This is a genomic window from Nocardia jejuensis NBRC 103114 (assembly GCF_001613145.1).
GTDB lineage: Bacteria > Actinomycetota > Actinomycetes > Mycobacteriales > Mycobacteriaceae > Nocardia > Nocardia jejuensis.
Genome location: NZ_BDBU01000067.1, coordinates 21,181 through 46,616, shown reverse-complemented (window position 1 = coordinate 46,616; position 25,436 = coordinate 21,181). Strand labels below are relative to the sequence as shown.

Below are 25,436 nucleotides of genomic sequence, written 5' to 3'. Positions count from 1 at the left end.
AGCGCGGTGAGGATTCGTTCGGGCCGGCGCGTACTGACCAACCAGTACGGAGTCGGGTCGTCCGGATCGTCGAGCACCAGCAGCAGCATGGGGCCGATCCAGGCTCGGTGCTGCACATACGCGGCCGGGTCGAGCTGTCGGCCCAGCGCCGCGCTCTTGGCACTGGTCGGCACGCCCGCCGCCCGCTTGACGAAGGTCGCGGGCAGATGCGCGCGATCCGCGCGCAGTTCCGGCGTGCCGGTCGAGTCGCGGACCACTTCCACGCGATGCCGCGAGAACCACATCAGTACCCACACCGGTACCGGGAACAGCAGCACGTACGGCAGCCACGCCCGGATTCCCGGTGCGCCCATGTGGATTTCGGCCGCGAGCAGACCCGTGATCGCCAGTCCGACCGGCCACCACCACAGCGGCACCCAGAGGCGCTCGGAGTAGAGCGGGGCGGAGGGTGACTGGGATGCTTCCGGCGCCGCCGCGCGGTCGCCGGACGACGCTGCGCTGCTCACCTGAGGGGACTGGTCGGACACGACTTCAGACTAGGTCAATGGCTGCGGGGGTGAACGCGTAGGCTCGGCCCACGTGACCGGTATTCCAACTGTTCCCATGCTGCGGCTCGATCCCGGCATCCCCGTACCCAAGCGCGCTCACGAGGGCGACGCGGGCGTGGACCTGTGCACTACCGAGGACGTCATCATCGAACCGGGGGAGCGGGTGCTGGTCGGAACCGGCATCGCGGTGGCTCTCCCGCTCGGGACGGTGGGGCTCATCCATCCGCGATCCGGTCTGGCCGCGAAGTCGGGCCTGTCGGTCGTCAACACCCCCGGCACGGTCGACGCCGGCTATCGGGGGGAGATCAAGGTGTGTCTGATCAATCACGATCCGCGCACCGCCATCGAGCTCCGGCGTGGTGACCGGATCGCGCAGTTGCTGGTGCAGCGGGTGGAACTGGTGGAATTCGTGGAGGTGGCCACGCTCGACGAAACCGAGCGCGGCGCTGGAGGATACGGGTCCAGTGGTGGGCATGCCAGCCTGATCACGGGATCCGATGGGGCGGGTCCGGCGGTAGCCGGCGAGGAGGCATAACGATGTTCGGACGCAAGAAACGCAGGGACGGCGACGCGGACGGCGCGGCGCAGTACGACGAGGACTACGTCGAGTACGACGAGTACGAGGACGAGTACGACGAGGACGACTACGAGGCCGCGCAGTACGTGGAGCAGGCGTACGAGGAGGCCGAGGAACCGGTCGCCGCGCCCGCCGGCCCCCGCACCGGCCCCTACGACTACGAGGACGTGTCCGAGCAGCTGGAGACGGTCGCCGAGCAGCGCCTGGATCTGGGCTCGGTCATCGTGCCGGTGCCGCCGGGCGGGCAGCTGCAGGTCGAGATGACCCCGGACGGCACGCCGCAGGCCGTGCATCTGGCCACCCAGCACGGCCGGATCACCGTGGCCGCGTACGCCGCGCCCAAGTCGGCGGGTCAATGGCGTTCCGTGGCAGCCGATCTCGCGGACACGCTCCGCAAGGACGGCGCGCAGGTGTCGGTGCAGCAGGGTCCGTGGGGACGCGAACTGCACGCCGTCACCGAGGGCGCGGATCTGCGATTCATCGGCGTGGACGGGCACCGCTGGATGGTGCGCCTGGTCGCGGCCGGTCCGTCGGGTTCGGCCGACGAGGGTTCGGACCTGGTTCGCGCGGCCCGCGCCATTCTCGGTGAGACCGTGGTGCGTCGTGGCGATGAGCCACTACCCGTGCGGGAACCACTCCCGGTGGTCCTACCCCAGGAGCTGGCCGACCAGCTCGCCGCCGCGCACCAGCAGCAGCTGGAGGCGCAGCAGCAGGCGATGGCCGCCCAGCTCGCCGCCATGCAGGGCGGCGCCCCGTATCAGGGCGCACCCCAGCAGGATCCCGCCGAACCGCGCCGCGGCGCCGAGGGTTCGGCCATGCAGCAGCTCGGCCTCAACTAGCCGATCCCGCGAGATCCGCCTCGCCCCGTCCGCCGATTCGGTGGATGGGGCGATGCCGTCTTCGTCACGGATGGTCTGTAGGCCCTGCTGCGCTCGATGCGATCGCTCCCGGTGTGCCGGGTGCGGAGTGCCGGGTTTCGGGTCAGGGCGTGGTGATGCGGCGCGGCAGCAGGGCAGTGAGGCCGTGTGCGCCCAGGACCGCCGGGTCGTGCCCGAGCTCGTCGAGGGTGATCGTGTGCAGGGTGGCCGCGGGGATCAGTTCGGCCCAGCGCTCGGCGACCGCGAACGGATGCACCGGGTCGTCGATCGCGCCGATGATCGCGACCGGCGTCGTGATGCCGGACAGCATCGGGGGTTCGGGCCAGGCGTAGCCGGCGGCTTCGTCCAAGGCGGCGGGCAGCTCGGGCCACTGGGACCGCCAGGATCGGGTGAGTGCCTCGGCGAGCCAGTCCGGGCTCGAGGCCCGCATTCGTTCGATGACGGCGTCGATCCCGGCCTCGCGCAATTGCGCGGCCGTCGCGGCGGCGCTCAGGGCGGCGGGGCAGCCGGTGGTGTCCGCGCCGGTCCAGGCGGGCAGCGCCGCGACCACGCCGTAGACCGAGTCCGGATGCCGCGCGGCCCAGTCGAGCGCGACGGCCGCGCCGAGTGAGATTCCGGCGACAAGTACCGGTCCCGATCCGGCGGCGGCATCGAGTGCCTCGTGATAGCTGCCGATCACACGGCGTGGATCCGGGTCCACCGCGATGAAGGGCAGATTCATTGCGGCGCAAGCAGATTCGAAGGCGCGTCGGGCGAAGTGGGCGTCGGAGCCGGTTCCGGGCAGGGCGACGGCGACCGCCGGAGTGGGAAGATCGGGCACGGGCCGAGCGTACTGAGGGCCACCGCGCGTAGCGGGGGCAGCCTGTCACCTCTACAGTGGCGGAGGTACGGCCACAGCCGTTCGAGTGGGCCGTTTTAACAAGTGACCCAACCGGGTATGTGGGAAGAACGAACGACGTGAAACCCACGCCGTGTTGCTCTACAGGAGAGCGTGCGACATGTCATCCCCCGGTGGGAAGGACACTCCCTCAGGCTACTTCCGGCGACTGAGCCGCCGATTGACCGCGGATCTGGATCGTCTGGACGCCGAGGAGCTCGCGGAGACCGCGCAGGCGTCCGGCGCGTGCCGGGCCTCGGAGTGTCGCCGTGGCGAGGAAGTCACCATGCTGGGCCGGCTGCGCAGCGTCGAGGCGTGTCCGAAGGCGGCGGGCGCCGAGGTCGAGGCGGAATTCTTCGACGGCACCGACAGCGTGGCGCTGGTCTGGATCGGACGGCGTCGCATCCCGGGAATCGAGCCGGGGCGTCGTATCCTGGTCCGCGGCCGCATCGGTCAGCGTGACGGCGGCAAGGTGATCTTCAACCCCTACTACGAACTTCGCGAGAATTCCTGAGGCATGCCGATACCTTCCAGTAACTTCGAGGGCCGCGAGCCCCGGCACGCGCTGCGTGACGACGACTACCAGGTCCCCGGAGTGTCGCCCGACGATGTCGCGGCCACCCTCGCACCGGAGCTGGACGACGCGGCCGCCGAGCTGACCGATCCCGGGCGCTCCCGATTCGCCGACGCGGATCGTGACGAGCCCTCTGACGCCGGCGAGTCCTCCGGGACCGACGCCGAGCGGGATCTCGCGCTCGAGGAGGAACGCGAGGAGGAGGCCGAGCAGACCCTGCTCGAGCAGATGGGCGGTTTCAGCGGCCTGATCTACTCCTCGCTCCCGGTGCTGGTGTTCGTTCCGGTGAATTCGCTGCGCGGGCTGACCGCCGCGATCTGGGCCGCGCTGGGCGTGGCGACCGCGATCCTGGTCTGGCGCCTGGTGCGCCGCGGCCCGATCCAGCCCGCTATCTCCGGGTTCCTGGGTGTGGGCGTGTGCGCCTTCATCGCCTACCGGATGGGTGAGGCGAAGGGCTTCTTCCTGTTCGGCATCTACGCCAGCCTGGTCTACGCGGGCGCGTTCCTGCTCTCACTGGTGGTGCGCTGGCCACTGGCGGGCGTCATCTGGGGTGTGCTGAACGGGCACGGCACCGACTGGCGCTCCGATCGCCGGGCCATGCGCCTGTACGACATCGCCACCGCGGTGTGGGCGGTGGTGTTCCTGGCCCGCTACCTGGTGCAGAACCACCTCTACGCCTCCGACAGCACCGGATACCTGGCGGTGGCGCGCCTGGCCATGGGCTGGCCGCTCACGGGTGTGGCCCTGGTGGTCACGATCTGGGCGGTGCGCCGTGCGGGCCATCTGCCCGCCGTGTCCGGCAAGACCGGCCAGTCTGTCTCGTAAGTAGCCGTTCACCAGCGCCTTATCGCGCTGAGTCCCCGTTGCGCAACACCTTCGGGGGTGGTCGATGGCTGCAGGGGGTGACCAACCCACCCCTGGGGTGCCTATTTCGGACGCTCGGATCCGAGCACGATCTTTCTCAGAAGGTACGAGAAAGGATCGCTGAATTGGTTACCGACGGTAAGGCAGCAGCACTCACGCAGGACCGGACCGAAGAGTCCGGCGCGGTGGTGCAGTCCACGGTCTCTCGCCGGCACCAGGCGGCACGGGGGACCACCAAGAGCAACAGTGTCGCCACCTCGGAATCGCGGCGTGCCGCGGCCGAACTGGAGAAGCTGATCGGACCGGCCGCGGCCGGTGACCGCGCGGCGGTGTCGGAAATCCTGAAGATCGTCTACCCGCTGGTGCGCCGCTACTGCGCGGCCCGCATGAGCGGTTCGGGTCACCTGCACGTGACCGCGGACGACGTGTCGCAGGAGATCTGCATGGCCACCGTGCAGGCCATCCCGCGCTACCGCGATCAGGGCAAGTCGTTCCTGGCGTTCGTGTACGGCATCTCGGCCAACAAGGTCGCCGACGCGTTCCGCCGGGCCCAGCAGCATCCGGCCTACCCGGTCGCGGAGTTCCCCGACGAGCCCAACCTCGAGGCCGGGCCGGAGGAGCGAGCGCTGCAGTCCGAAACCCGCCGCGCCACTCGCGATCTCATGCAGGTGCTGGCCCCGACCCATCGCGAGGTCCTGGTCATGCGCATCGTGCTGGGCTGGACCGCGGCGGAGACCGCCGAGGCCATCGGCACCAGCCCGGGCGTGGTCCGGGTCATGCAGCACCGGGCGCTGAACAAGCTGCGCGCGGAGTTGCGAGCCGCCTCCTGAACGCCCCAGGGGCCCGCGGGTCGGCGGTACGGGGAGTCCGCCGAAGCGGGTCAGGGACCGGAGTGGTTCGGAAGCGATTGCAGGACAGCGAGATTAAGGACAGCGAGATTCAGGACAGTTCGCCGAAGCCGTTGACGCCGAGCACTTTACGCAGGTCGTCCTCGGCTTCGACGGAGGTGACGAACAGCAGTTCGTCCTCGCCCTCGAGCGGGTCGTCGGACTGCGGCACGATGACCCGGCCGCCGCGCAGGATGGTCACCAGCGCGGCATCGCGCGGCAGCTTGAGCGTGCGAACGGCCCTGCCCGCCAACGGCGTATCGGTCGGCAGCGTGATCTCGACCAGGTTGGCCTGACCCTGACGAAGTGTCATCAGGCGGACCAGGTCACCCACGGAGACGGCCTCCTCCACGAGCGAGGCCAGCAGTCGCGGCGTCGAGACCGCGACATCCACACCCCACGAGGTGTCGAAGAGCCATTCGTTGCGCGGATCGTTGACGCGCGCCACGACCCGGCCCACCCCGAACTCGGTCTTGGCCAGCAGCGCGAACACCAGGTTGACCTTGTCGTCGCCGGTGGCGGCGATGACCACGTCGTAGGACTCCATCTCGGCCTCTTCGAGCGTTTCCAGCTCGCAGGCATCGGCGTGGATCCACAGGGCGGTGGGTGCGCTGGTCGGGTCGATGTGATCGAGGCGGCGCTCCAGCAGCATGACCTGATGGCCGCCGCGCAGTAGCTCCTGGGCGATGGATCGGCCGACGGCGCCGGCGCCCGCAATGGCTACTTTCATGACCTAGTCCTCGCTCGCAGGTGCGTTGCCGGCCAAGGCGACCGCTTCGCCGACGGTTCCGGAGGTGGCGGCGACGTACACGGTGTCGTCGGCCTGCAGCACGGTCTTGCCGTTGGGCAGCATGCCCTGCCCGAACCGGATGAGGAACGCGACGCGGGCCCCGACGGCCTGCTCCAGCGAGTGCACGGTCCGGCCGTACCAGTCCTCGTGCAGGATGAGCTCGGTGACCGCGACGGTGCCGGTGGGGTCGCGCCAGGTGGTGGTGCTCTGGTCGGCGACCAGATTGCGCAGGAAGCGGTCGGTGGTCCAGGGCACGGTGGCGATGGTCGGAATGCCGAGGCGCTCGTACACCGCGGCGCGCTTGGCGTCGTAGATGCGCGCGACGACGCGTTCCACGCCGAAGGTCTCGCGGGCCACGCGCGCGGAGATGATGTTGGAGTTGTCGCCGGAGGAGACCGCGGCGAACGCGCCGGCGCGTTCGATTCCCGCGCGGGTCAGCACATCACGGTCGAATCCCACGCCGGTGATGCACAGGCCGGGGAAATCGCGGCCCAGCCGCAGGAAAGCGCTGGAGTTCTGGTCGATCACCGCGACCTCGTGGCCGATGCGGACCAGGGCCCGCGCGAGCGAGGAACCTACTCGCCCACACCCCATGATCACTACGTACACCCTGCGAACCCCATTCCCGAAAAGCGTGGTGTGCGGTTTGGTTTCTTGTCGGGTGGCAACCGTACCGCTCGAGTTTCCCCCGCAGCACTTTCCCCCTCGGGTTGTCCTCCAAACCGGAACCGGAAAAGCTCACGCTGTTCTGCCGCCAGCCTACGGTCCTGACCGGGACCCGTCGCGCCGTGGACGCGACCGGCCTCAGGACCCCCTATGCTGCCTAAAGTGTCGAAGTTGACGACGGCCGCCAAGCGCATGCTGGTCGGCCGCCCTTTCCGTAGCGATTCCCTCGGGCACACGCTGCTGCCCAAACGAATCGCGCTTCCGGTCTTCGCTTCGGACGCGTTGTCGTCGGTGGCATACGCGCCCGAGGAAATCTTCCTGGTGCTCTCGGTGGCCGGTCTGTCCGCCTATACGTACGCGCCGTGGGTGGGCCTGGTCGTTGCCCTGGTGATGGCGGTGGTCGTCGCCAGTTACCGGCAGAACGTGCACGCCTATCCCTCCGGTGGCGGTGATTACGAGGTCGCGACGAAGAACATCGGCCCGACCGCCGGTCTCACCGTGGGCAGTGCGCTGCTGGTGGATTACGTGCTGACGGTGGCGGTGTCGATTTCCTCGGCGGCGTCCAATATCGGTTCCGCTGTGCCGTTCGTCTCCACGCACAAGGTGCTGTTCGCGGTCGCCGCGATCGTGATTCTCACTGCCATCAATCTGCGCGGCGTGCGCGAATCCGGTACCGCTTTCGCGATTCCCACCTATGCCTTCATGATCGGCATGGTCATCATGCTGGCGTGGGGATTCACCCGGATCGAAATCTTCGGCGACCAGGTTCACGCGGAGTCCTACGGATTCGAGATCAAGCCCGAGGGCGATCATCTGTACGGCCTCGCGTTCGTTTTCCTGATCGCCCGCGCCTTCTCCTCCGGCTGTGCGGCGCTGACCGGTGTGGAGGCCATCAGCAATGGCGTGCCTGCATTCCGCAAACCGAAATCCCGCAACGCGGCGACCACGCTGCTGCTACTCGGCGGAATCTCGATCACGCTGTTGATGGGCATCATCCTGCTCGCGCAGAAGATCGGAATGGTCTACGCGCACAGCTCCGACGATCTGATCGGGACCCCCGCGGGCTACGAGCAGAAGACGATGGTCGCGCAGCTGGCGGGCGCGGTGTTCGACGGTTTCCCGGCCGGGTTCTACTTCATCACCATCGTCACCGCGCTGATCCTGGTGCTGGCCGCCAATACCGCGTTCAACGGTTTCCCGGTGCTGGGTTCGATTCTGGCGCAGGACCGATTCCTGCCGCGCCAGCTGCACACCCGCGGTGATCGGCTCGCCTTCAGCAACGGCATTCTGTTCCTGGCCGGTGCGGCGATCGCGTTCGTGGTGTTGTTCGGCGCGGAAGTGACCAAACTCATCCAGCTCTACATCGTGGGTGTGTTCGTGTCCTTCGTGCTGAGCCAGACCGGCATGCTGCGGCATTGGACGCGTCTGCTGCGCACCGAGACCGATCCGGCGCAGCGCGCGCGGATGAAGCGTTCGCGCGTGATCAACGGCATCGGCCTGACGATGACCGCGACCGTGCTGGTGATCGTGCTCATCACCAAATTCCTGGCGGGCGCGTGGATCGCCATCGTCACCATGGCCGCGATCTTCGGTTTGATGAAACTCATTCGCCGCCACTACGACCGGGTCGCGCAGGAACTCGACGAGACCGAATGGGACGGCGTGCTGCCCAGTCGCACGCATTCCATCGTGCTGGTGTCCAAACTGCATCTGCCGACCAAGCGTGCCCTGTCGTACGCGCGCGCCACCCGGCCCGATACGCTCGAGGCCATCACGGTGAACGTCGACGAACCCGATACCCGTAATCTGGTGCGGGAATGGGAGCGCAGCGATATCTCGGTGCCGCTCAAGGTGATCGAATCGCCGTACCGTGAAATCACCAAGCCCGTGGTCGATTACGTGAAGCGCGTGCGCAAGGATTCCCCGCGCGACATCGTGACCGTGTTCATTCCCGAATACGTGGTCGGTCACTGGTGGGAACAGTTGTTGCACAACCAGAGTGCGTTGCGGCTCAAGGGCCGTCTGCTTTTCGAGCCCGGTGTCATGGTGACCAGCGTCCCGTGGCAGCTGAGCTCTTCCGCCAAGGCCGCCGGCCCCGGGCGTGTGGTCAATGCACCGGGTTCGGTGCGGCGTGGATTCGGAGACGAATAACAGTGGGTTCCAGCGACAACGACTGGCGTGGACAGGTTTTCGAGGTGCGCCTCGGCCAGCCCGGTCACGGCGGTTTCTGTGTGGCGCGGCACGAGGGTCGCGTGCTGTTCGTGCGGCACGGACTGCCCGAGGAGCTGGTGCGCGCGGTGGTCACCGAGGATCGCGGCTCGTTCTGCCGCGCCGACGCCGTGGAGATCCTGGAGGCCTCCGCGGATCGGGTGCCCGCGACCTGCCCGGTCTCGGGTCCCGGCGGTGCCGGCTGCTGCGATTTCTCCTTCGCCACACCGCAGGCCCAGCGGGCGCTGAAGGCGTCGGTGGTGGCGGAGCAGCTGCGCAGGCTCGCGGGCTGGGAGCCGGAGTTCGTGGTCGAGCAGATCCCCGCGATACCGCTCGGGGTGCACCGGGGCACTCCGGCGGCGCACGGCGCGCGGGCGGGCGTTCCCGGCCGGGTCGGCGGCGTGGCGACCAAGTTGCCGGGCACGCCGGGCGCACCCGTGCCGTCTGCCGCCGTACCCGCCGACGGCCAGTCCGGCTGGCGCAGTCGCATGCGGCTCGTCGTGGACGCCGAGGGCCGCGCCGGAGTGCACGGCTACCGCAGCACCGAGGTGATCACCGATCTGCGCTGCCCCCAGCCGATGGCGGGCGCGATGGACGGGATCGCCGAAAGCAAGTGGACGCCGGGTGCCGACCTCGTCGTCGCCGTGGACGGCGACGGCATCCGCCACCTGGTGGAACTGGCTCCGGTCCAGCAGGAGCGCGACGGTCGTCGCGGCGCGGGCGGTCGGCGCAGCACCTCCGCGCGCCGGGCGGCCGCGGCCGGACCGCGCGCCGAAACCGTGCTCGACGGCACCGGACGCACCGTGCAGTACGTGGGCGACCGCCGGTGGGAGCTGTCCGCCACCGGTTTCTGGCAGCCGCACTACGGTGCCGCGCAACGCTATTCGGACCTCGTCGCGGAATGGTCGGATGCCGCTCCCGGCGCGCTGGCCTGGGATCTCTATTGCGGCGTAGGCGTTTTCGCCGCTCGCCTGGCCGAACAGGTCGGCCCGACCGGCATGGTGCACGGCGTCGAATCCGCCCGCACCGCCGTCACCGAGGGGACCGCCGCCCTGCGCGACCTCCCCACGGTCGAGCTCACCGCCGAACGCGTCGAACGCTGGATCACCGAACAGCCCTCCACCGCACCCGATGTCGTGGTCCTGGACCCACCCCGCGCGGGCGCGGGCAAAGAGGTGATCACCGCCCTCGTCGAACGCACCCCCGGCCGAATCGTCCACATCGGCTGCGACCCGGCCTCTTTCGCCCGCGATGTGAGCCTCTACCGCGCCGCGGGCTACGAACCCTCGGCGCTGCGGGTCTTCGACGCCTTCCCCGGCACCCACCACGTCGAATGCGTGACCGTGCTCGAGCGCTGACTCACCGGGAACAACGAAAGATCGCACAGCTGAACGGGTTCGCACGATGTGCCGCCGTGCGAACGGATCTGTCGCGGTGCTCGTCGCCCCGGGTTCATCGATACGCGTGCACCGCCGGCGCAGTCACCGGGGGCGGGCCGGGCAGAATTGCTGGACGAACAGGACCGACTCGAGTCGCTGGGGGAGGGGCGGGCAGACCTGCTCGACGAACAGGACCGGCTCGAGTCACGGGCGACTCGCTCTCGGGCATCTCCGGTCGGCGGGTGTAGGCCCCGACCGGTCCACCGACCGGGCCCCGCTCGAGAACCGGCGGTTCGCGGGTCAGTTCAGCTGCCAGGTGACGCGGATCGTGGCGGACAGCTCGCTCTCGCCGAGTTCGATGGGCATGGCGATATCGCTCGCGCCGCCGATGCTCTTGGCGGCGAAGGCCATTCGCGGGGCGGGGATGGGGTCCGAGACCGATTCGGTGATCTCGACCACGGTGCCGAGGTTCCGGCCCGCGCGGTTCGCGTACTGGTCGGCTTTCGCCCGGGCGTGGTCCCAGGCCGCATCGCGGGCCCGGGTGAGCAGGGATTCCTCGTCGGCAACGGTCAGAGTGAGGCCGCCGAGGCGGACGTCGTCGCCGCCCGCGTCGACGGCGTGCGCGATGATCGTCGCGGGTCCGCCCACTGTTGTCTTTGTCTCCGTGCCGATTTCGCGCAGGGTCACCGTCAGGGCGGTGCTCGCCACGTAACCGACGATCTTCTCCCGATTTCCCTCGGTCCAGACCGTCTCGGTGCGCACCGACAGTCCGCTGGTGGAGATGTCGCGCGACCGCACGCCGTCCCCGCGCAGCGATCCGATGACCGCGTCGGTGCGCTCTCCGGCGCGCGAGTAGGCGTCCGCCACCGATTCGGCGTGCACCTCGATCGACACGGTCACCCGCATGATGTCGGGGGTGGCGCCGGCACTCCCGGATCCGACCGTCGTGATCGTGCCGGGTTCCGCTGCGCTGCTGCTCACCATGACCTCCTGGCTCGTTCCGCTACGACCCCGCCGATGCTACCCAGGCCCCGAGCCCACCCGGTCCCACTGCCGTCGGCGACACTCGCCACCGCTATTGCCGCCACCGCCACTGTTCGAGACCGCCGACGCCGACACCGTCGGGATCACTGCTGCCACCGTTTCGAGGCGTCGACGGGGTGATCGGGCGCGATCGAATAGCCACTCCGGGCAGTGCTGCGGCGTCGGCCCGCGGTGGCCGAAGTGACCATGCCGGTCATGCTGACGTTCGGCTTCCCGCTCCGTCAGCGAAAGACCTTTGCGCCCTTCAGATGTCGGAGCCCCCGGCTCAATACCGGGTTGTCCCAGAAGCTCGGCGGGGTGCGTTCGGGATCCATGAGCTCGTTCTCGGCGAGCGCGCTGTTCTCGTCCTCGACCGTTTCGGGCTCGAATCGCATCAGGGTCCGGCCGGTGCCGCGCAGTGCCTCGACGGTCCGCAGCAGCGAGGAGGTCTCGGCGAGGGTGGCGTCGAACTTCGCCGGTTCCGCCGCCAGGTGCTCGCACAGCAGCCGCCGCCGGATGTCCAGGATGGTGTCGCGCAGCTGGTCGCCGTTCGCGGTGTCGGGCGTGACCTCCACGGCCAGATCGCATTCGCTGTCGAATCCCATCGACCGGTTGTTGAGGTTGGACGAGCCCACCCGTAGCAGCCGGTCGTCCATGACCAGCACCTTGGCGTGCACGTAGATCGGATCACCGGCCTGGGTGACGGGGTAGTAGACGCCGAGCCGGTTCCCGGTGTCCGCCTTCCACAGCAGATGCAGCAGTCTGCGGCGAGCGCCGTCCATCGCGAGCTGTTCGAGCCAGCCGTCGGCGTTGCGCGGCAGCACCAGCACGATCTCGGGGCCGTCGGGTTCGCGTAGTCGCGCGGCGATGGCCTCGGCGAGTGTGCGCGAGGCCAGGTACTGGCTCTCGATGTAGAGCGACTCGCGCGCGCCCGCGATCGCCGCCAGATACAGCGCCTCGATCTCCCGGACCTCGGCGCGATCGGCCAGTTCGGGGAAGGTCCGCGCGACCCCGACCGCGACCGATTCCATCGTCGGTGCGAGACCCTCGGGCCACGGCGAGTCCCCGTCCAGACCCTGCACCGCGTCGAGTTGTTCGCCCGTGGCCGCTTTCCAGCGGGCGCGCGCCAGCTCGCCGATCACCTTCGCCGCCTTCCCGTCGACGGCGGTGGTGGCGTCGTGCCACGGTCCGTAGCGGTTGCCGCTCGGTTCGGTGCGGTAGTGGTTGTCGTCGCGGTGGTCGCTGGTGTCCCAGCGATCGACGGTCATGTCGATGCCGCCGCAGAACGCGAGCGCGTCATCGATCACCACGATCTTCTGGTGGTGTGCGGACCCGATCGGGTGCGCGGCGTCCATCTCGAAGTGCAGCCGCCGATCGGTCATCCAGTTGGCGATGAAGATCGGCGTCATCCCGCGCCCGATCGCCGCCAGCGCGCCCACGTTCCACTTCAGCAGATAGATCTCGAGATCGGGCCGCTCCTTCGGCAGCCAGGACAGGAACTTCCCCAGCCGGTTCGGCCCCTCGAGCGTCTTCTCCTCGGGTTCGAACTTGATCCGCGTGTCGAAATCCCATCCGATCAACACGATTCGCTTGCGCGCCTGCAGCATCGCGGACTTGGCGTGCCGGAAATAGTCGGCAGCGTCGACGATGCACGCCAGCCGATCGGCCTCCGCGATCTGCCAGCACGTCTGCCCGGGAACAAGGATCCGTCCGTCGTCGCTCATCCGCAGCAATCCCCTCATCCACTCGCCCACCCGGTTCCACAGGTGACCGTTTCACACTAGTCTGCCGCCGGCCTCGGTCCGGTCGAGCCGCCGGGCCTCCACCCTCCTGGCGTCGGGCCGCGCTTTCACATTCCCCGAACGCGGCCTCCGAAACCGGAGAATTCCGACATTTAGCCATAAGGCCCGCTTATGAGGTGGTCGCCGGTCGATGTCTACCGGGGGAGTCCACGGTCGGACCGGAAGTCCTGGCGGACAGTGTGATTCGATGGACAGGTCGGCATGTCTGGTGAGGAAAGGACCCCGCGTGAGCCTCGAGCGTTCCGTACTGTGGCAGATCCGGGAGACGGCCGGTTTCGAATCGGCGTGGGCGAACCTGGACGGACGTCGGCTGCGGGCCGACGGCACCGTGGCCGGTCAGCTACCCGAGCCGTACCGGCTGTCCTATCGATTGGACACCGACGACGAGGCGGCCACCACCCGGCTCGAGGTCGTCTGCCACCTGCGCGATCGCACACTGACTTTGGATCTGCGCCGGGGTGGTACCGAGTGGACCGTGAACGGTACGGCGCGTCCCGACCTGTCCGAGGCCCTGGACTGCGATCTGGCCTGCTCCCCGATGACCAACACCATGCCGGTGCTGCGGCACGACCTGCATCGGCAGCCGGGCTCGCACCGATTCACCATGGCGTTCGTCGAGCTCCCGACCCTGCGGGTGGTGCCCTCGCGCCAGCAGTACACCCATCTCGGCCCCGACGAGGGCGGCGTCCGGGTGCGCTACGAATCGGGTACTTTCCGCAGTGATCTGCTCTTCGACCGCGACGGCCTCGTGATCGACTACCCTCACCTGGCCCGTCGCGTCGAACCAATCGATTCGGTCACCGCCGACGAACGGTCTTCAGGTGCGGGCTCGGTCAGACCGGGATCGCAGTAGCGATCACTCCGCGTCTGTCACATCGTCCTATCGATGAGGGTTCAATCGATGAGGGTGGTGCGCCGCCCGTGGGGCCGCGCCGCCGAGATGACAGGAGAACACCGTGCGCAAACTCGTGATCACGCAGAACATCACCCTCGATGGCTCCATCGAGATGCTCGACGACTGGTTCGATCCGCGTGACCAGGCCGATCGCTCGGACCTGCTGCAGGAGATCCGCCGCCAGGACCGCAAGTCGGACGCGTTCCTCACCGGCCGTCGCACGTTCGAGGATCTACGCGCCTACTGGTCGCCCCTGTCCGACGATCCGACCGGCATCGCGGACTACCTGAACGCGGTCGACAAGTTCGTCGTCTCCTCGACGCTGACCGATCCGGTCTGGCGGCACAGCACCGTCCTGTCCGGTGATCCGGTGACCGAGGTGGGGGCGCTCAAGCGGCAGCCGGGCCTGGACATCGTGGCGACGGGCAGTATCACCCTGTGCCACAGCCTGATCGAGGCCGGGCTCGTCGACGAGTACCGATTCTTCGTCTACCCGGTGGTGCAGGGCCGCGGCCGCCGCCTGTTCCCCGAGGGCTACACGGTCCCGCGCCTGCGCCTGATCGAGTCCCACGCGTTCCGGGCCGGTGTCACCTACTCGAGCTACACCCCTGAATCCTGATCAGGCCCCGCCGTGCGCGGTGAGCGCCCGGACGGCGGCGTCGGCCTGCGCGTAGGCGGCGGCCGCGAGCCGTTCCAGCAGCGCGAGTTTGATTTCCGGAGCTTGGCTGGTGAGCAGGTCGAACTTGTCCGGCGGGAGCACCGCCAGGCGCACCGTGGTCTCGGCGTAGACGTCGTTGGAGAAGGTGGCGTCGGCCAGCATGGCGATCTCGCCGAAGGACATTCCCGCCGAGAGCGATACGAGTCGGTGCCGCCGCCCGGCCCGATCGTCGAAGGTGAAACGGACCCGGCCGTCCAGGATCAGGAACAGCCCGGCGCGCGGACTGCCGCGCGGCACGATGAGTTCCCCGCGTGCGAGCGTGCGAGTCTCGAACTCCTTCGCCAGTGTCCGGCGATCGTCATCGGGCATCTCGGCCAGCGCGGGATGCTGCTCCACGGTGAAGGCCGAGTGCTCGCGATGCCCGGGTGCGCGATGCCTGTCCAGGACGAGCTGCTCGCACCATTCGGTGGCGGCGTCGCGATCGATGAACACGCGGCCGCGCGGATCGGCCGGGTCCAGGCTCGAGACCATATGGCCCAGTTTCGAATCCGGATCCACGAGCGCGACCTTGGCTCCGGTGGCGGCGAGTTCGCGTTGCAGATCATCCAGCATGCGCACCGCGATGGGACTCACATCACCGACTTCGCGCAGGTCCAGCACCAGCGCTTCGAGTTCGCCTGAGGTTTGCTCCACCGCGCGCACCGTGGATTCGGCACCGGCGAACAACAGATCGCCGTGCAGTTCGAAGATGCGGGCGTGGTCGCCGTACTGCCGCAGGATCGCGAGTTCGTCCGCGTCGCGGCGCAGCCGGGAGGGTGCTTCGGCCACCGTGTACGCGGTCCGGATCGCGGTGTGCGCCGCCCGGGTGACATGCAGGAAGTGCAGCCCCAACCGGCTCGAGAGCTCCCGGCAGACCTTGACCCCGCGCACGCTGCTGCCGTGCGCGTCCAGTCGCGGCGAGTACACCGCGATCCCGATCTGCCCGGGCAGCACCGCCAGAATGCCGCCTCCCACACCACTTTTCGCGGGCAGTCCGACCGTGGTCACCCAGTCCCCGGCCGCGTCGTACATGCCGCTGGTGGTCATGATCGAGAGCACCTGCTCGACCAGGGGAGCCGAGAGCGCGCGTTCGCGGGTCATCGGGTTCACGCCGTTGTTGGCGAGCGTCGCGGCCATCATCGCGAGATCGCGGCAGGTCACGTCGATCGAGCACTGCCGGAAATAGCGGTCCACCGCCTCGTCCGGATCGATGTCGATCACACCCACTCCGCGCAGCAGGTATCCGATCGCGCGATTGCGATAGCCGGTGCGCGCCTCGGAGGCGTAGACGTCTTCGTTCATTCGCAGCTCGCGGCCCGCGAATCGACTGTAGCTGCGGCGAATTCGCTCGAATCGATCCGCGGCGTCGCGGCCGTCGATCAGCGCCGCGGCCGCGATGGCGCCGGCGTTGATCATCGGATTGCGCGGCCGCTGCGTCTCGGGATCCAGGCTGATCTCGTTGAACGGTTCCCCCGAGGGCTCCACGTCGATCCGCGTCGCGACCTCCGCGGGCCCGCGATCGGCCAGCGCCAGAGCGTAGGTGAACGGCTTCGAAATGGACTGAATGGTGAAGGCGGTGTCCAGGTCTCCGCTGCCGTACACCTGCCCGTCGGAGGTAGCCAGGCAGATGCCGAACGAATCGGGTTGCACCGCCGCGAGTTCCGGAATGTAGTCGGCGAGAGTCCCCGAGGTGTCGGATCTGCACTGTTCGTACACCTCGGCGATGATGCGGGCCACGACACCATCGGTGGCCGCGACAACAGACCCACCGGTAGCCGGAAGATTGAGGACCACTGGACAACTGTATCCGGGTACTGTGTGTTCAGCCTCACATCCATGACGGATGTCGCAGGTGGCGTTTCGTTCCTGGCACAGGAGTCCGGTTCGGTCTCCGTAGACTGTTGCAAACACATGGAGACATCCGGAGGGAGCAATAGCCGTGGGAGTGCTTTCCCGGGTCGATACACCCGAGGACCTGCGCCGGCTGTCGGCACCGGAGTTGCGCGAACTGGCCGAGGAGATTCGTGAGTTCCTGGTGCGGAAGGTCGCCGTCACCGGCGGGCACCTGGGTCCGAACCTCGGCGTCGTGGAGCTCACGATGGCGCTGCACCGGGTGTTCGACTCGCCCGTCGACCCGATCATCTTCGACACCGGCCATCAGGCCTATGTCCACAAGATCCTGACCGGCCGCAAGGACGGCTTCGACACGCTGCGCAAACAGGGCGGCCTGTCGGGGTATCCGTGCCGGGCCGAGAGCGCGCACGACTGGGTCGAGTCCTCGCACGCGTCGGCCTCGCTGTCCTATGCCGACGGCCTGGCCAAGGCGTTCGCATTGACCCGTCAGAAACGCCACGTCGTGGCGGTGATCGGCGACGGTGCGCTCACCGGCGGTATGGGCTGGGAGGCGTTGAACAATATCGCCGCCGGTCAGGACCGTTCGGTGATCGTCGTGGTGAACGACAACGGCCGCTCGTACGCGCCGACGATCGGCGGCCTCGCCGACCGGCTCGCCGGATTGCGCATGCAGCCCGCCTACGAGCACGCCCTGGACGCCACCAAGCGGATCGTGCAGAACATTCCGCGCGTGGGGGATTCGGCGTACTCGGTGCTGCACGCGATCAAGACCGGCATCAAGGACGCGGTCGCGCCGCAAGAGCTGTTCAGCGATCTGGGCATGAAGTACGTGGGCCCGGTGGACGGGCACGATCAGGCCGCGCTGGAGGGTGCGCTGCGGCGCGCCAAGGATTTCGGCGGTCCGGTCATCGTGCACGCGGTCACCCAGAAGGGCCACGGCTACAAGCCCGCCGAGGACCACGTCGCCGACCAGATGCACGCCATCGGCCGCATCGATCCGGAAACCGGTGAGTCCGTGACCGGTTCGTCCGGTCCGAGTTGGACGTCGGTGTTCTCCAAGGAGCTCATCGAGCAGGGCGAGCAGCGCGACGACATCGTCGCCATCACCGCCGCCATGCCCGGCCCGACCGGTCTCACCCCGTTCGGTAATCGCTTCCCCGAGCGCATGTTCGACGTCGGCATCGCCGAACAGCACGCGATGACCTCCGCGGCCGGTATGGCGCTGGGCGGTCTGCATCCGGTGGTGGCCATCTACTCCACGTTCCTCAACCGCGCCTTCGATCAGCTCCTGATGGATGTGGCGCTGCTGAAGCTCCCGGTGACCCTGGTGCTGGACCGCGCCGGCATTACCGGTGAGGACGGCGCGTCGCACAACGGCATGTGGGATTTCTCGGTGCTGGGCATCGTGCCCGGAATCCGGGTCGCGGCCCCGCGTGACGCGGCGACCCTGCGCGAGGAACTCGGCGAGGCCCTGCACATCAGCGACGGCCCCACCGCGCTGCGCTTCCCGAAGGGCACTGTCCCCGAGGACATCTCGGCGGTGGAACGCTTCGACGGCGTGGACGTGCTGCGCATGCCCGACGTGCGGGACGCCACCGCGCAGTCGGTGCACGGTGACGTACTGCTGGTCGCGATCGGCGGCTTCGCGGAGCTGGCGCTGCTCACCGCGGATCTGCTGCAGTCCCAAGGTGTTTCGGTCACGGTCATCGACCCGCGCTGGGTGCTGCCGGTGTCCGACACCGTGGTGAAGCTGGCCGAGAACTACCGCATGGTGGTGACTCTGGAGGACAGCGGTCTGCACGGCGGCATCGGCTGTACCGTCTCGGCGCGCCTGCGCTCCGCCGGTGTGGACGTGCCCGCCCGCGATATCGGTGTGCCGCAACGTTTCCTGGATCACGCCTCGGTCGCGCAGGTGCAGCAGGAGCTGGGGCTGACCCCGGCCGATGTGGCGCAGCGGATCAGCGGCTGGCTGGGTGACGACGCGGGAACGGTCCAGGCCGAGCGTGATGCCGCGGATCGTCCACTGCCGCCGGAGGTCGCGCAGCAACTGCGTGCCTCGGACGCGGCGGATCGGGCGCTGGCCCCGTAGTCACGGACTCAGCGAAAGGGCTCCTGCCGTCATCGGCGGGAGCCCTTCACGTTTCCCTGTGCGGCGCCGACCTTCTCGCGTAGATTCTGGAACAGGTTTCAGTTTTCTGCGTCAAGGAGGTCGCATGTCGTTCGTGCTCGTCGAGAAGCCGCGCCCGGGAATCGCACTGGTCACCCTCAATCGCCCGGACCGGATGAACGCCATGGCGTTCGACGTGATGGTGCCGCTGCGCGAAACCCTGGAAGCGGTCGCGGCCGACAACGACGTGCGCGTGGTGGTGCTCACCGGCGCGGGCCCGGGATTCTGCTCCGGCGCGGACCTCACCCATTCGGGCCGCGTCCCCGGTGTGGAGGGACTGACCCGCACCAGCATCGCGCGCCGGTCGATGGACCTGCTCAACAACGTCATGCTGACCATCCGCCGCATGCATCAGCCGGTCATCTCGGCCGTCAACGGCGCGGCCATCGGCGGCGGTTTCTGTCTGGCGGTGGGCACCGACATCCGGATCGCGTCGCAGGACGCCTACTTCCGCGCGGCGGGTATCAACAACGGCCTGACCTCCGCGGAGCTGGGCATCAGCTATCTGCTCCCGCGTGTCGTCGGCGCGACCCGCGCGTTCGAGATCATGCTCACCGGCCGGGACGTCGATGCCGCCGAGGCCGAACGGATCGGCATCGTCTCGCGCGTGGTCCCCGGCGACAAGCTGCTCGAGGCCTGCTACGACACCGCCGACCAGATCATCCGCTGGAGCCGGGTCGGAGGTGAACTGACCAAACGCATGCTCTGGAGCGGTCTCGAGGCGGGCAGCTTCGAATCGCATATGCAGCACGAGGGCATGGCCCAGCTCTACGTCCGGCTCACCACCGACAACTTCGACGAGGCCGTGCGAGCCCGCAAGGACCGTCGTCCCCCGATCTTCGAGGACTGATCAGGCGTCGTCGTCCGGGGCGGGGTACAGGGCTTCGGCCAGCCGGCCGACCGCGAGCTCGCGCTGCCACGGGCGAGCTCCGCCGGTGGCGAGGAACTCGTCGATCAGTGCCGGGGCCCGGCCGTTGACCGCGGTGCGGGGCAGGCCGTCCCAGCACATGCGGCGCAGCAGGTCCGGCATCAGCAGGTTCTCGACGGGGACGGCGACCTCGCCCGACAGGTCGGTCATCGCGGAGCGGGCACGTTGCAGGCGGGCGGCGGCGGCCGGATCGCGGCGTTCCCAGCGGTTCACCGGTGGCGGGCCGTCGAAGGGCTGAGTCAGCGGCGGCAGTTCGTTGTCGGGCAGGGCACGCGCCCGATCGACGGCGCCGAGCCATTCGCGCGAGTACCGGCGCTGGCGAGGACCGCCGAACACGGGCAGCGCGCGCAACTGCGCGATGGTCTTGGGCTCGCCGGTCGCGGCGGCCACGATGGCGGAGTCCGGAAGAATTCGCGCCGGCGCGACATCGCGCAGCCGGGCCAGTCGATCACGGGTGATCCACAGTTCCCGGACGATGCCCAGCTGTCGTGCGCGGCGCAGCGTATGAATCCCGGAGGTGCGACGCCAGCGATCCGATTTCGGCGCGGACGGCTCGGCCGCCCGCACGTGCTCGAATTCCTGTGCGGCCCAGTCGGATTTGCCCTGACTCTCGAGATCGGCGGCGACCGCGTCGCGTAGCTCCAGTAGGAGTTCCACGTCCAGCGCCGCGTAGTTGAGCCATTCGTCGGGCAGTGGCCGGGTCGACCAGTCGGCCGCGCCGTGGCCCTTCTTGAGTTCGCGCCCGAGCAGTTTCTCGACCATGGCGGCGAGTCCGACGCGTTCGTATCCGGCGAGGCGGCCGCCGAGTTCGGTGTCGAACAGACGGGTCGGGTGTAGTCCGAGCTCGGCTAGGCCCGGTAGGTCCTGGTCGGCGGAATGCAGCACCCATTCGAGTCCGTTGATCGCCTCGGCCAGCGGGGCCAGATCTTCGGCGACCGGAATCGGATCGATCAGGAAGCTGCCCGCACCTTCGCGTCGCAGCTGGATCAGGTAGGCGCGATTGGAGTAGCGGAAACCGGACGCTCGTTCAGCATCGACCGCGAGCGGGCCCGTACCCGCCGCGAGGCGGCGGGCGGCGTCGATGATGTCGGCAGGGCTGTCCGATACCGGCGGCACACCGTCCACTGGCGCGAGCAGCGGTACCGCGGCAGTGGCTTCGGGTTCTTCTGGTACGGACATGGTCTTGAACTTTACGGGTAGGGCAGGCGCGATCCGCGTCACGTAGGTGAAACGGAAGCCCGCGGCACGACGCCGGGCCATTCGGAATCGTACGTGCCCGATGTCGATTTGGTTGCAGTACAGAAGTTCTCGATGGTGAGAGCTACTTCCGCGGGCTGCGAACTATTGCGTGTCCTCGCCGTCGTCGCGGACGTCGAGCCGGGTCACGCCGGCGGGCGGTAGTCCGGCCGCGTACGCGAGCACCTCGCAGAAGGCCTCGACATGCGGGCGCATCTCGGTGTCGCCGACGGTCCAGGAGGCCCGCAGCTCCAATTGATGTGCGCGCGGCGGACCGGCGATATCGCCGTAGCGCACCGAACTCGTCGAGGTGACCGTGCCGCCGAGGGCGGTGAACGGCGCGCGCGACTCCAGGGCGTCGACCAGCCAGCTCCAGCCCACCTCCGGCAGCAGCGGATCCGCGGCCAGGGCCGAATCTATGTCGGCCTGGATGTAGGCGACCAGCCGGAACACGCCGTGCCAGGCGTCCTGACCGTTCGGGTCGTGCAGCAGGATCAGCCGCCCGAAGGCGTCATCGTCGGAGTCGACGGGCACCACATTGCTCTCGGGGCGCGTGACCTCCGCGCCCAGTGCATAGGAGTACGGAGCCAGGCGTTGCGGAGGGCGGATCGGAGCCAGCTCGATCCGGGGGTGCACGGTCACGGAACCCATCGCATCGACCGCGGCGCGGAACCTGGCAGGTTCTTCGGGTTCCGGGGTCGGTGCGGCGCCGTCGCGGAAGTCGAGCGGTGTCACGAAAGGCAACGGTAGACCTCCGGGGCGCGGTGTCGTGGAAGGCGCGCCGCCCGTCCCCTTTACGATGGGCCGTGATGAGCACTCACACCCGCCGCAAGCTGACCGATGCCCCCTTCCTCGTGGCCGCAACCGGTGGGGTGCCGCGTCGGCGCCCGGTGTGGTTCATGCGGCAGGCTGGGCGTTCCCTGCCCGAATACCGTGAACTGCGCGCCGGCATCGGCATGCTGGAATCCTGCTTCGATCCGGAGCTGCTGTGCGAGATCACCATGCAGCCGATCCGCCGCCACGACGTGGACGCGGCAATCCTGTTCTCCGACATCGTGGTTCCGCTCAAGGCCGCGGGCATCGACCTGGACATCGTGCCGGGCGTCGGCCCGGTGGTGGCCAATCCGGTGCGCACCACCGCCGATGTGCGCGCGCTGCCGCGCCTGCGTGCCGAGGAGATCGGCGCGGTCACCGACGGCATCGGCCTGCTGCTGGACGAGCTCGGTGAGGTTCCGCTGATCGGCTTCGCCGGTGCGCCCTTCACCCTGGCGTCGTACCTGGTCGAGGGTGGTCCGAGCAAGAACCACGAGCGCACCAAGGCCATGATGCTCGCGGACCCCGAGACCTGGCATCAGCTGCTCGGCGTCCTGACCGACATCACCATCGAGACCCTGCGCGCCCAGATCGGCGCGGGCGTCGACGCCATTCAGCTCTTCGACTCCTGGGCCGGTGCGCTCACCCTCGCGCAGTACCGCGAGTTCGTGCTCCCGCATTCCGAGCGCGTGTTCCTCGAGACCGCCGACGCGGGCATCCCGCGCATCCACTTCGGTGTCGGCACCGGTGAACTCCTGGGTGCCATGGGTGAGGCGGGCGCGGACGTCGTGGGCGTCGACTGGCGCGTCCCGCTCGACACCGCCGTGCGCCGGGTCGGACCCGGAAAAGCCTTGCAGGGCAACCTCGATCCCGCGGTGCTCTTCGCGGGCCCCGCCGCCATCGACTCCGAGGTCCGCCGCATCGCCCGCGAGGCCGACGCGGCTCTGGCCCTCGGCGCCACCGGCCACATCTTCAACCTCGGCCACGGCGTCCTGCCCAACACCGACCCCGCGGTCATCACCGACACGGTCGCCCTGATCCACAGCCTCCCCTCGCCACTCTGATCACTCCACACCCACAGGCCCTGCGGTCCCCGACCGTCAGGGCCTGTGCTGTTTCCCACCCGACCTGAACGGGGTGTGAACCGGGCACGGGGTGGGAAGTGGGCGGGGGTAGGTTCGAAGTGCGGCTCGTCGGTGCGGGCGGATGGTGTGGCACGGTGGCCGGTCGGTTCCGAGGCGGGTCGGGTATCAGGTGACTAGGAGTGGTCGATGCGGATCGCGGTGGTTGGCGGGGGTATCAGTGGGCTCGTGGCCGCGTATCGGCTGCGGCGGGCGCTGGGGAGTGGCGTCGAGTTGGTGCTCGTCGAACGCCGGTCGCGGGTGGGCGGCATTCTGCGGACCGTGGACATCGCGGGGGAGCCGGTCGATCTGGGAGCCGAGGCGTTCGTAGGTCGGCGGCCCGAGATCCCGGAACTGATGCGGGAACTGGGCATCGAGGAGCAACTGGTCCATCCCGCCGGACGGCGGCCGCTGGTCTGGTCCGGGGGAGTGGGGCATCGGCTTCCCGAGGGCACGCTGATGGGTATTCCCGCTGGGGCGCAATCGGTGTCGGGCCTGGTCGACGCGCAGACCGTGGCCCGGATCCAGGACGAGCCGACTCGGCCGCTGTCCTGGGAGCCGGGTTCGGATGTGTCCGTGGGCGCGCTGGTGGGGGATCGGTTCGGGGAGCAGGTGGTTCGGCGCAGCGTCGACCCGCTGCTCGGCGGGGTGTATGCCGGGCGCGCAGAGTCGATCGGTGTGCGCGCCGCGCTCCCCACCCTGGCCGCGGCCCTGGACGCGGGCGCGACGAGCCTGAGCGAGGCTGTGGCACAGGCGCTTCCGGCGCCCAGTGGTGCACCGGTGTTCGGCGGCATTCGTGACGGCTACGGCGTTCTGCTCGAAGCCCTGCGCACCGCCGCCGACGTCAAGGTCGAGACCGGCACCGCCGCAACGCGTCTCACCCGCGCCGGGCACGGCTGGACCCTGGACCCCCTCGGCGACTTCGACGCGGTGATCCTCGCCACCCCCGCCCCCGTGACCGCCGCCCTCCTGCGCGAGATCGCGCCCGGGGCAGCCGATCTCGCCGCCGGAATCGATCTGGCCTCCTCGGCGGTGGTGGCGCTGGCCCTCCCTCCGGACACCCCGCTTCCCGACAACTCCGGAATTCTCGTCGCGACCGGTGAACCGCTGCGCGCCAAGGCTTTCACCCTCTCCAGCCGCAAATGGCCGCACCTCGCCACCCGCGAGGTAGCCCTGGTCCGAGCCTCCTTCGGCCGCTTCGGCAACGACGCCCCGCTGTCCTGGACCGACGCCGAACTGATCACCGCCGCCGTGCAAGACCTCTCCGCCGTCACCGGCATCGAGATCACCCCCGTCACCGCTGTGGTCCAGCGCTGGCCCGGCGGCCTCCCGCAGTACGCGCCCGGCCACACCACCCGCATCGCCGACTTCCGCACGGCCCTGGCCGATCTCGACCGCCTCGCGGTGGCAGGCTCCTACCTCTCCGGCGTAGGCGTCCCCGCCTGCGCCGCCACCGGCACCGCCGCCGCCCATCGAATCCTGACCTACCTCAGCTGATCGAGCACCGCGTGCCCGCGAGGGCATCGTGCCCGGACGGCTCGGCGTCGCGCGGAGTGTCGTAGCTAACGGACGAGGTCCGACGGGTTGGTGTTCGCGCCGCAGAGGACGACCGCCACGCGCTCACCCGCGCGGGGGACGTAGGCACCGGAGTCCAGGGCCGCCACAGCGGTGGCGGCGGCGTGTTCCACCGCGAGACGGCGCTCGTCCCACAGGGACTGGCGGGCGGCGATGATCGACGCGTCGGTGACCAGGAGCGAGCGCAGGTCCGTGGCGGCGGCCGTGGCCACGGACATCTCCGAGACGCGACGCGCGCCGAGGGAGTCGGCGGCCACCGAATCCACCGGAACATCCACCGGGTGACCGGCGTCGAGCGCGGCATGGAAGGCGCGGCAATTCTCGGGTTCGACCGCGATCACGCGGACGCCGTGGTGGGCGGCGGAGAGCATGGTGCCGGTCAACAGGCCGCCACCCCCGACCGCGACGATCACCGTGTCGAGATCCGGTATCCGGCCGAGGATTTCGTCCAGGAGAGTGCCCGCGCCCGCGGCGATGTACGGATCGTCGTACGCGTGCGAGCGCAGCGCCCCGCTCTCGACGGCGTAGCTCTCGCATTGCGCGGCCGCGTCGGCAAACGAGTCACCCCCGACCCGCACCTGTGCGCCGAGGTCCCGCAACCGCGCGACCTTGACCGCCGGTGCGGAAGCGGGCAGAAACACCATGGCGGTCGCCCCCACCATCCGAGCCGCCCACGCACAGGCGACCCCGGCGTTCCCACCCGAGGCGATGGTCACACCCGCCTGCGGCAACTGCCCCGACTCCCGCTGCGCGAGAACGAAATTCGCGGCCCCGCGAGCCTTGAAGCTTCCGGTGTGCTGCAGGTGCTCGAGCGCAAGCCACACGTGCCCGCCGTCCGAGGTCGCGGGATGACTCCCGGCCTCCATCGGCGCGAGCACGATCGGCCGGGTGCGCCCGGAGATCCGGTCGGCGGCGGCCTTCACATCGGCGTAGGTCGGATGCACTCGTCGTCCTTCGTTTTCTCGATTCGATACTCGGTCGCGACAGCAGGTCGAGGGTGCGCGTGATGCCCGCCGGTGAACGTACCGGGCGAACGTCGCTGCGAGGGGCCGTGCGGGCGACGCGCGATATCGGTGA

General features: G+C 69.0%; 23 protein-coding genes. 13 read left to right on the top strand and 10 right to left on the bottom strand.

Annotated elements, in window-relative coordinates:
• Positions 1 to 416 (bottom strand): DUF3093 domain-containing protein (locus tag NJ1_RS35740; RefSeq protein ID WP_067704117.1); only part of this gene is annotated, 416 nt, incomplete at its 3' end.
• A 187-nt stretch (positions 417 to 603) separates the two neighbouring features.
• Between NJ1_RS35740 and dut the strand changes: the two genes are divergently transcribed.
• Together dut and NJ1_RS35730 are read left to right on the top strand one after the other, a co-directional pair.
• Positions 604 to 1,083, top strand: a complete 480-nt coding sequence (gene dut, locus NJ1_RS35735) for a dUTP diphosphatase (RefSeq protein ID WP_067704087.1) — start codon at positions 604 to 606, stop codon at positions 1,081 to 1,083.
• Positions 1,084 to 1,085: 2 nt separating this feature from the next.
• Positions 1,086 to 1,964 (top strand): DUF3710 domain-containing protein, encoded by an 879-nt coding sequence (locus tag NJ1_RS35730; protein WP_067704084.1) that lies wholly within the window; start codon positions 1,086 to 1,088, stop codon positions 1,962 to 1,964.
• Positions 1,965 to 2,106: 142 nt separating this feature from the next.
• On the opposite strand, the gene NJ1_RS35725 is transcribed toward NJ1_RS35730, so the two are convergent.
• Positions 2,107 to 2,823: an alpha/beta fold hydrolase gene (locus tag NJ1_RS35725; RefSeq protein ID WP_067704081.1), complete on the bottom strand. Its 717-nt coding sequence runs from the start codon at positions 2,821 to 2,823 to the stop codon at positions 2,107 to 2,109.
• Positions 2,824 to 3,001: 178 nt separating this feature from the next.
• Here NJ1_RS35725 and NJ1_RS35720 point away from each other — a divergent pair, with 178 nt between their 5' ends.
• The 3 genes from NJ1_RS35720 to NJ1_RS35710 all read left to right on the top strand — a co-directional run bounded on the left by NJ1_RS35720 (position 3,002) and on the right by NJ1_RS35710 (position 5,148).
• A complete protein-coding gene (locus NJ1_RS35720) occupies positions 3,002 to 3,394 on the top strand; it encodes an OB-fold nucleic acid binding domain-containing protein (protein WP_067704078.1) in 393 nt (130 codons plus the stop codon).
• Between the two features lie 288 nt (positions 3,395 to 3,682).
• Complete coding sequence (locus tag NJ1_RS35715; RefSeq protein ID WP_067704114.1) at positions 3,683 to 4,279, top strand: DUF3159 domain-containing protein; 597 nt, start codon at positions 3,683 to 3,685, stop codon at positions 4,277 to 4,279.
• 164 nt (positions 4,280 to 4,443) lie between these two features.
• On the top strand, positions 4,444 to 5,148 hold the full coding sequence (locus NJ1_RS35710; protein ID WP_422615807.1) for a sigma-70 family RNA polymerase sigma factor: 705 nt from the start codon (positions 4,444 to 4,446) through the stop codon (positions 5,146 to 5,148).
• 109 nt (positions 5,149 to 5,257) lie between these two features.
• Here NJ1_RS35710 and NJ1_RS35705 read toward each other — a convergent pair whose 3' ends face one another.
• Both NJ1_RS35705 and NJ1_RS35700 read right to left on the bottom strand, forming a co-directional pair.
• Positions 5,258 to 5,935, bottom strand: coding sequence for a potassium channel family protein (locus tag NJ1_RS35705; protein ID WP_067704075.1), 678 nt, complete (start codon positions 5,933 to 5,935; stop codon positions 5,258 to 5,260).
• 3 nt (positions 5,936 to 5,938) lie between these two features.
• Positions 5,939 to 6,604, bottom strand: a complete 666-nt coding sequence (locus NJ1_RS35700; protein ID WP_067704072.1) for a potassium channel family protein — start codon at positions 6,602 to 6,604, stop codon at positions 5,939 to 5,941.
• Between the two features lie 219 nt (positions 6,605 to 6,823).
• Between NJ1_RS35700 and NJ1_RS35695 the strand changes: the two genes are divergently transcribed.
• Positions 6,824 to 8,812, top strand: a complete 1,989-nt coding sequence (locus tag NJ1_RS35695; RefSeq protein ID WP_067704069.1) for an APC family permease — start codon at positions 6,824 to 6,826, stop codon at positions 8,810 to 8,812.
• A 2-nt stretch (positions 8,813 to 8,814) separates the two neighbouring features.
• Positions 8,815 to 10,227, top strand: coding sequence for a class I SAM-dependent RNA methyltransferase (locus NJ1_RS35690; RefSeq protein WP_218025314.1), 1,413 nt, complete (start codon positions 8,815 to 8,817; stop codon positions 10,225 to 10,227).
• Between the two features lie 321 nt (positions 10,228 to 10,548).
• On the opposite strand, the gene NJ1_RS35685 is transcribed toward NJ1_RS35690, so the two are convergent.
• Positions 10,549 to 11,232, bottom strand: coding sequence for an SIMPL domain-containing protein (locus tag NJ1_RS35685; protein WP_067704066.1), 684 nt, complete (start codon positions 11,230 to 11,232; stop codon positions 10,549 to 10,551).
• A gap of 281 nt (positions 11,233 to 11,513) precedes the next feature.
• Positions 11,514 to 12,995, bottom strand: a complete 1,482-nt coding sequence (locus NJ1_RS35680) for a phospholipase D-like domain-containing protein (RefSeq protein ID WP_067704063.1) — start codon at positions 12,993 to 12,995, stop codon at positions 11,514 to 11,516.
• A 304-nt stretch (positions 12,996 to 13,299) separates the two neighbouring features.
• Here NJ1_RS35680 and NJ1_RS35675 point away from each other — a divergent pair, with 304 nt between their 5' ends.
• Positions 13,300 to 13,926: a putative glycolipid-binding domain-containing protein gene (locus tag NJ1_RS35675; protein ID WP_218025313.1), complete on the top strand. Its 627-nt coding sequence runs from the start codon at positions 13,300 to 13,302 to the stop codon at positions 13,924 to 13,926.
• Positions 13,927 to 14,029: 103 nt separating this feature from the next.
• A complete protein-coding gene (locus NJ1_RS35670; RefSeq protein WP_067704057.1) occupies positions 14,030 to 14,587 on the top strand; it encodes a dihydrofolate reductase family protein in 558 nt (185 codons plus the stop codon).
• On the opposite strand, the gene glsA is transcribed toward NJ1_RS35670, so the two are convergent.
• Complete coding sequence (gene glsA / locus NJ1_RS35665) at positions 14,588 to 16,459, bottom strand: glutaminase A (RefSeq protein WP_084479200.1); 1,872 nt, start codon at positions 16,457 to 16,459, stop codon at positions 14,588 to 14,590. It abuts the gene before it with no gap.
• Positions 16,460 to 16,604: 145 nt separating this feature from the next.
• Between glsA and dxs the strand changes: the two genes are divergently transcribed.
• Positions 16,605 to 18,608: a 1-deoxy-D-xylulose-5-phosphate synthase gene (gene dxs / locus NJ1_RS35660; RefSeq protein ID WP_084479199.1), complete on the top strand. Its 2,004-nt coding sequence runs from the start codon at positions 16,605 to 16,607 to the stop codon at positions 18,606 to 18,608.
• Positions 18,609 to 18,732: 124 nt separating this feature from the next.
• Positions 18,733 to 19,536, top strand: coding sequence for an enoyl-CoA hydratase (locus NJ1_RS35655; RefSeq protein ID WP_067704051.1), 804 nt, complete (start codon positions 18,733 to 18,735; stop codon positions 19,534 to 19,536).
• On the opposite strand, the gene NJ1_RS35650 is transcribed toward NJ1_RS35655, so the two are convergent.
• Positions 19,537 to 20,793, bottom strand: a complete 1,257-nt coding sequence (locus NJ1_RS35650) for a ribonuclease D (protein ID WP_067704105.1) — start codon at positions 20,791 to 20,793, stop codon at positions 19,537 to 19,539.
• Positions 20,794 to 20,955: 162 nt separating this feature from the next.
• Positions 20,956 to 21,585, bottom strand: a complete 630-nt coding sequence (locus NJ1_RS35645) for a DUF3000 domain-containing protein (protein WP_084479198.1) — start codon at positions 21,583 to 21,585, stop codon at positions 20,956 to 20,958.
• A gap of 74 nt (positions 21,586 to 21,659) precedes the next feature.
• Here NJ1_RS35645 and hemE point away from each other — a divergent pair, with 74 nt between their 5' ends.
• On the top strand, positions 21,660 to 22,727 hold the full coding sequence (hemE, locus tag NJ1_RS35640; RefSeq protein ID WP_067704048.1) for a uroporphyrinogen decarboxylase: 1,068 nt from the start codon (positions 21,660 to 21,662) through the stop codon (positions 22,725 to 22,727).
• Positions 22,728 to 22,934: 207 nt separating this feature from the next.
• Positions 22,935 to 24,281: a protoporphyrinogen oxidase gene (locus NJ1_RS35635; RefSeq protein WP_067704044.1), complete on the top strand. Its 1,347-nt coding sequence runs from the start codon at positions 22,935 to 22,937 to the stop codon at positions 24,279 to 24,281.
• A gap of 65 nt (positions 24,282 to 24,346) precedes the next feature.
• Here NJ1_RS35635 and NJ1_RS35630 read toward each other — a convergent pair whose 3' ends face one another.
• Positions 24,347 to 25,303 carry a threonine/serine dehydratase gene (locus tag NJ1_RS35630; RefSeq protein ID WP_067704042.1) on the bottom strand — a complete coding sequence of 319 codons (957 nt, stop codon included), beginning with the start codon at positions 25,301 to 25,303 and terminating at the stop codon, positions 24,347 to 24,349.
• Positions 25,304 to 25,436: the final 133 nt, after the last annotated feature.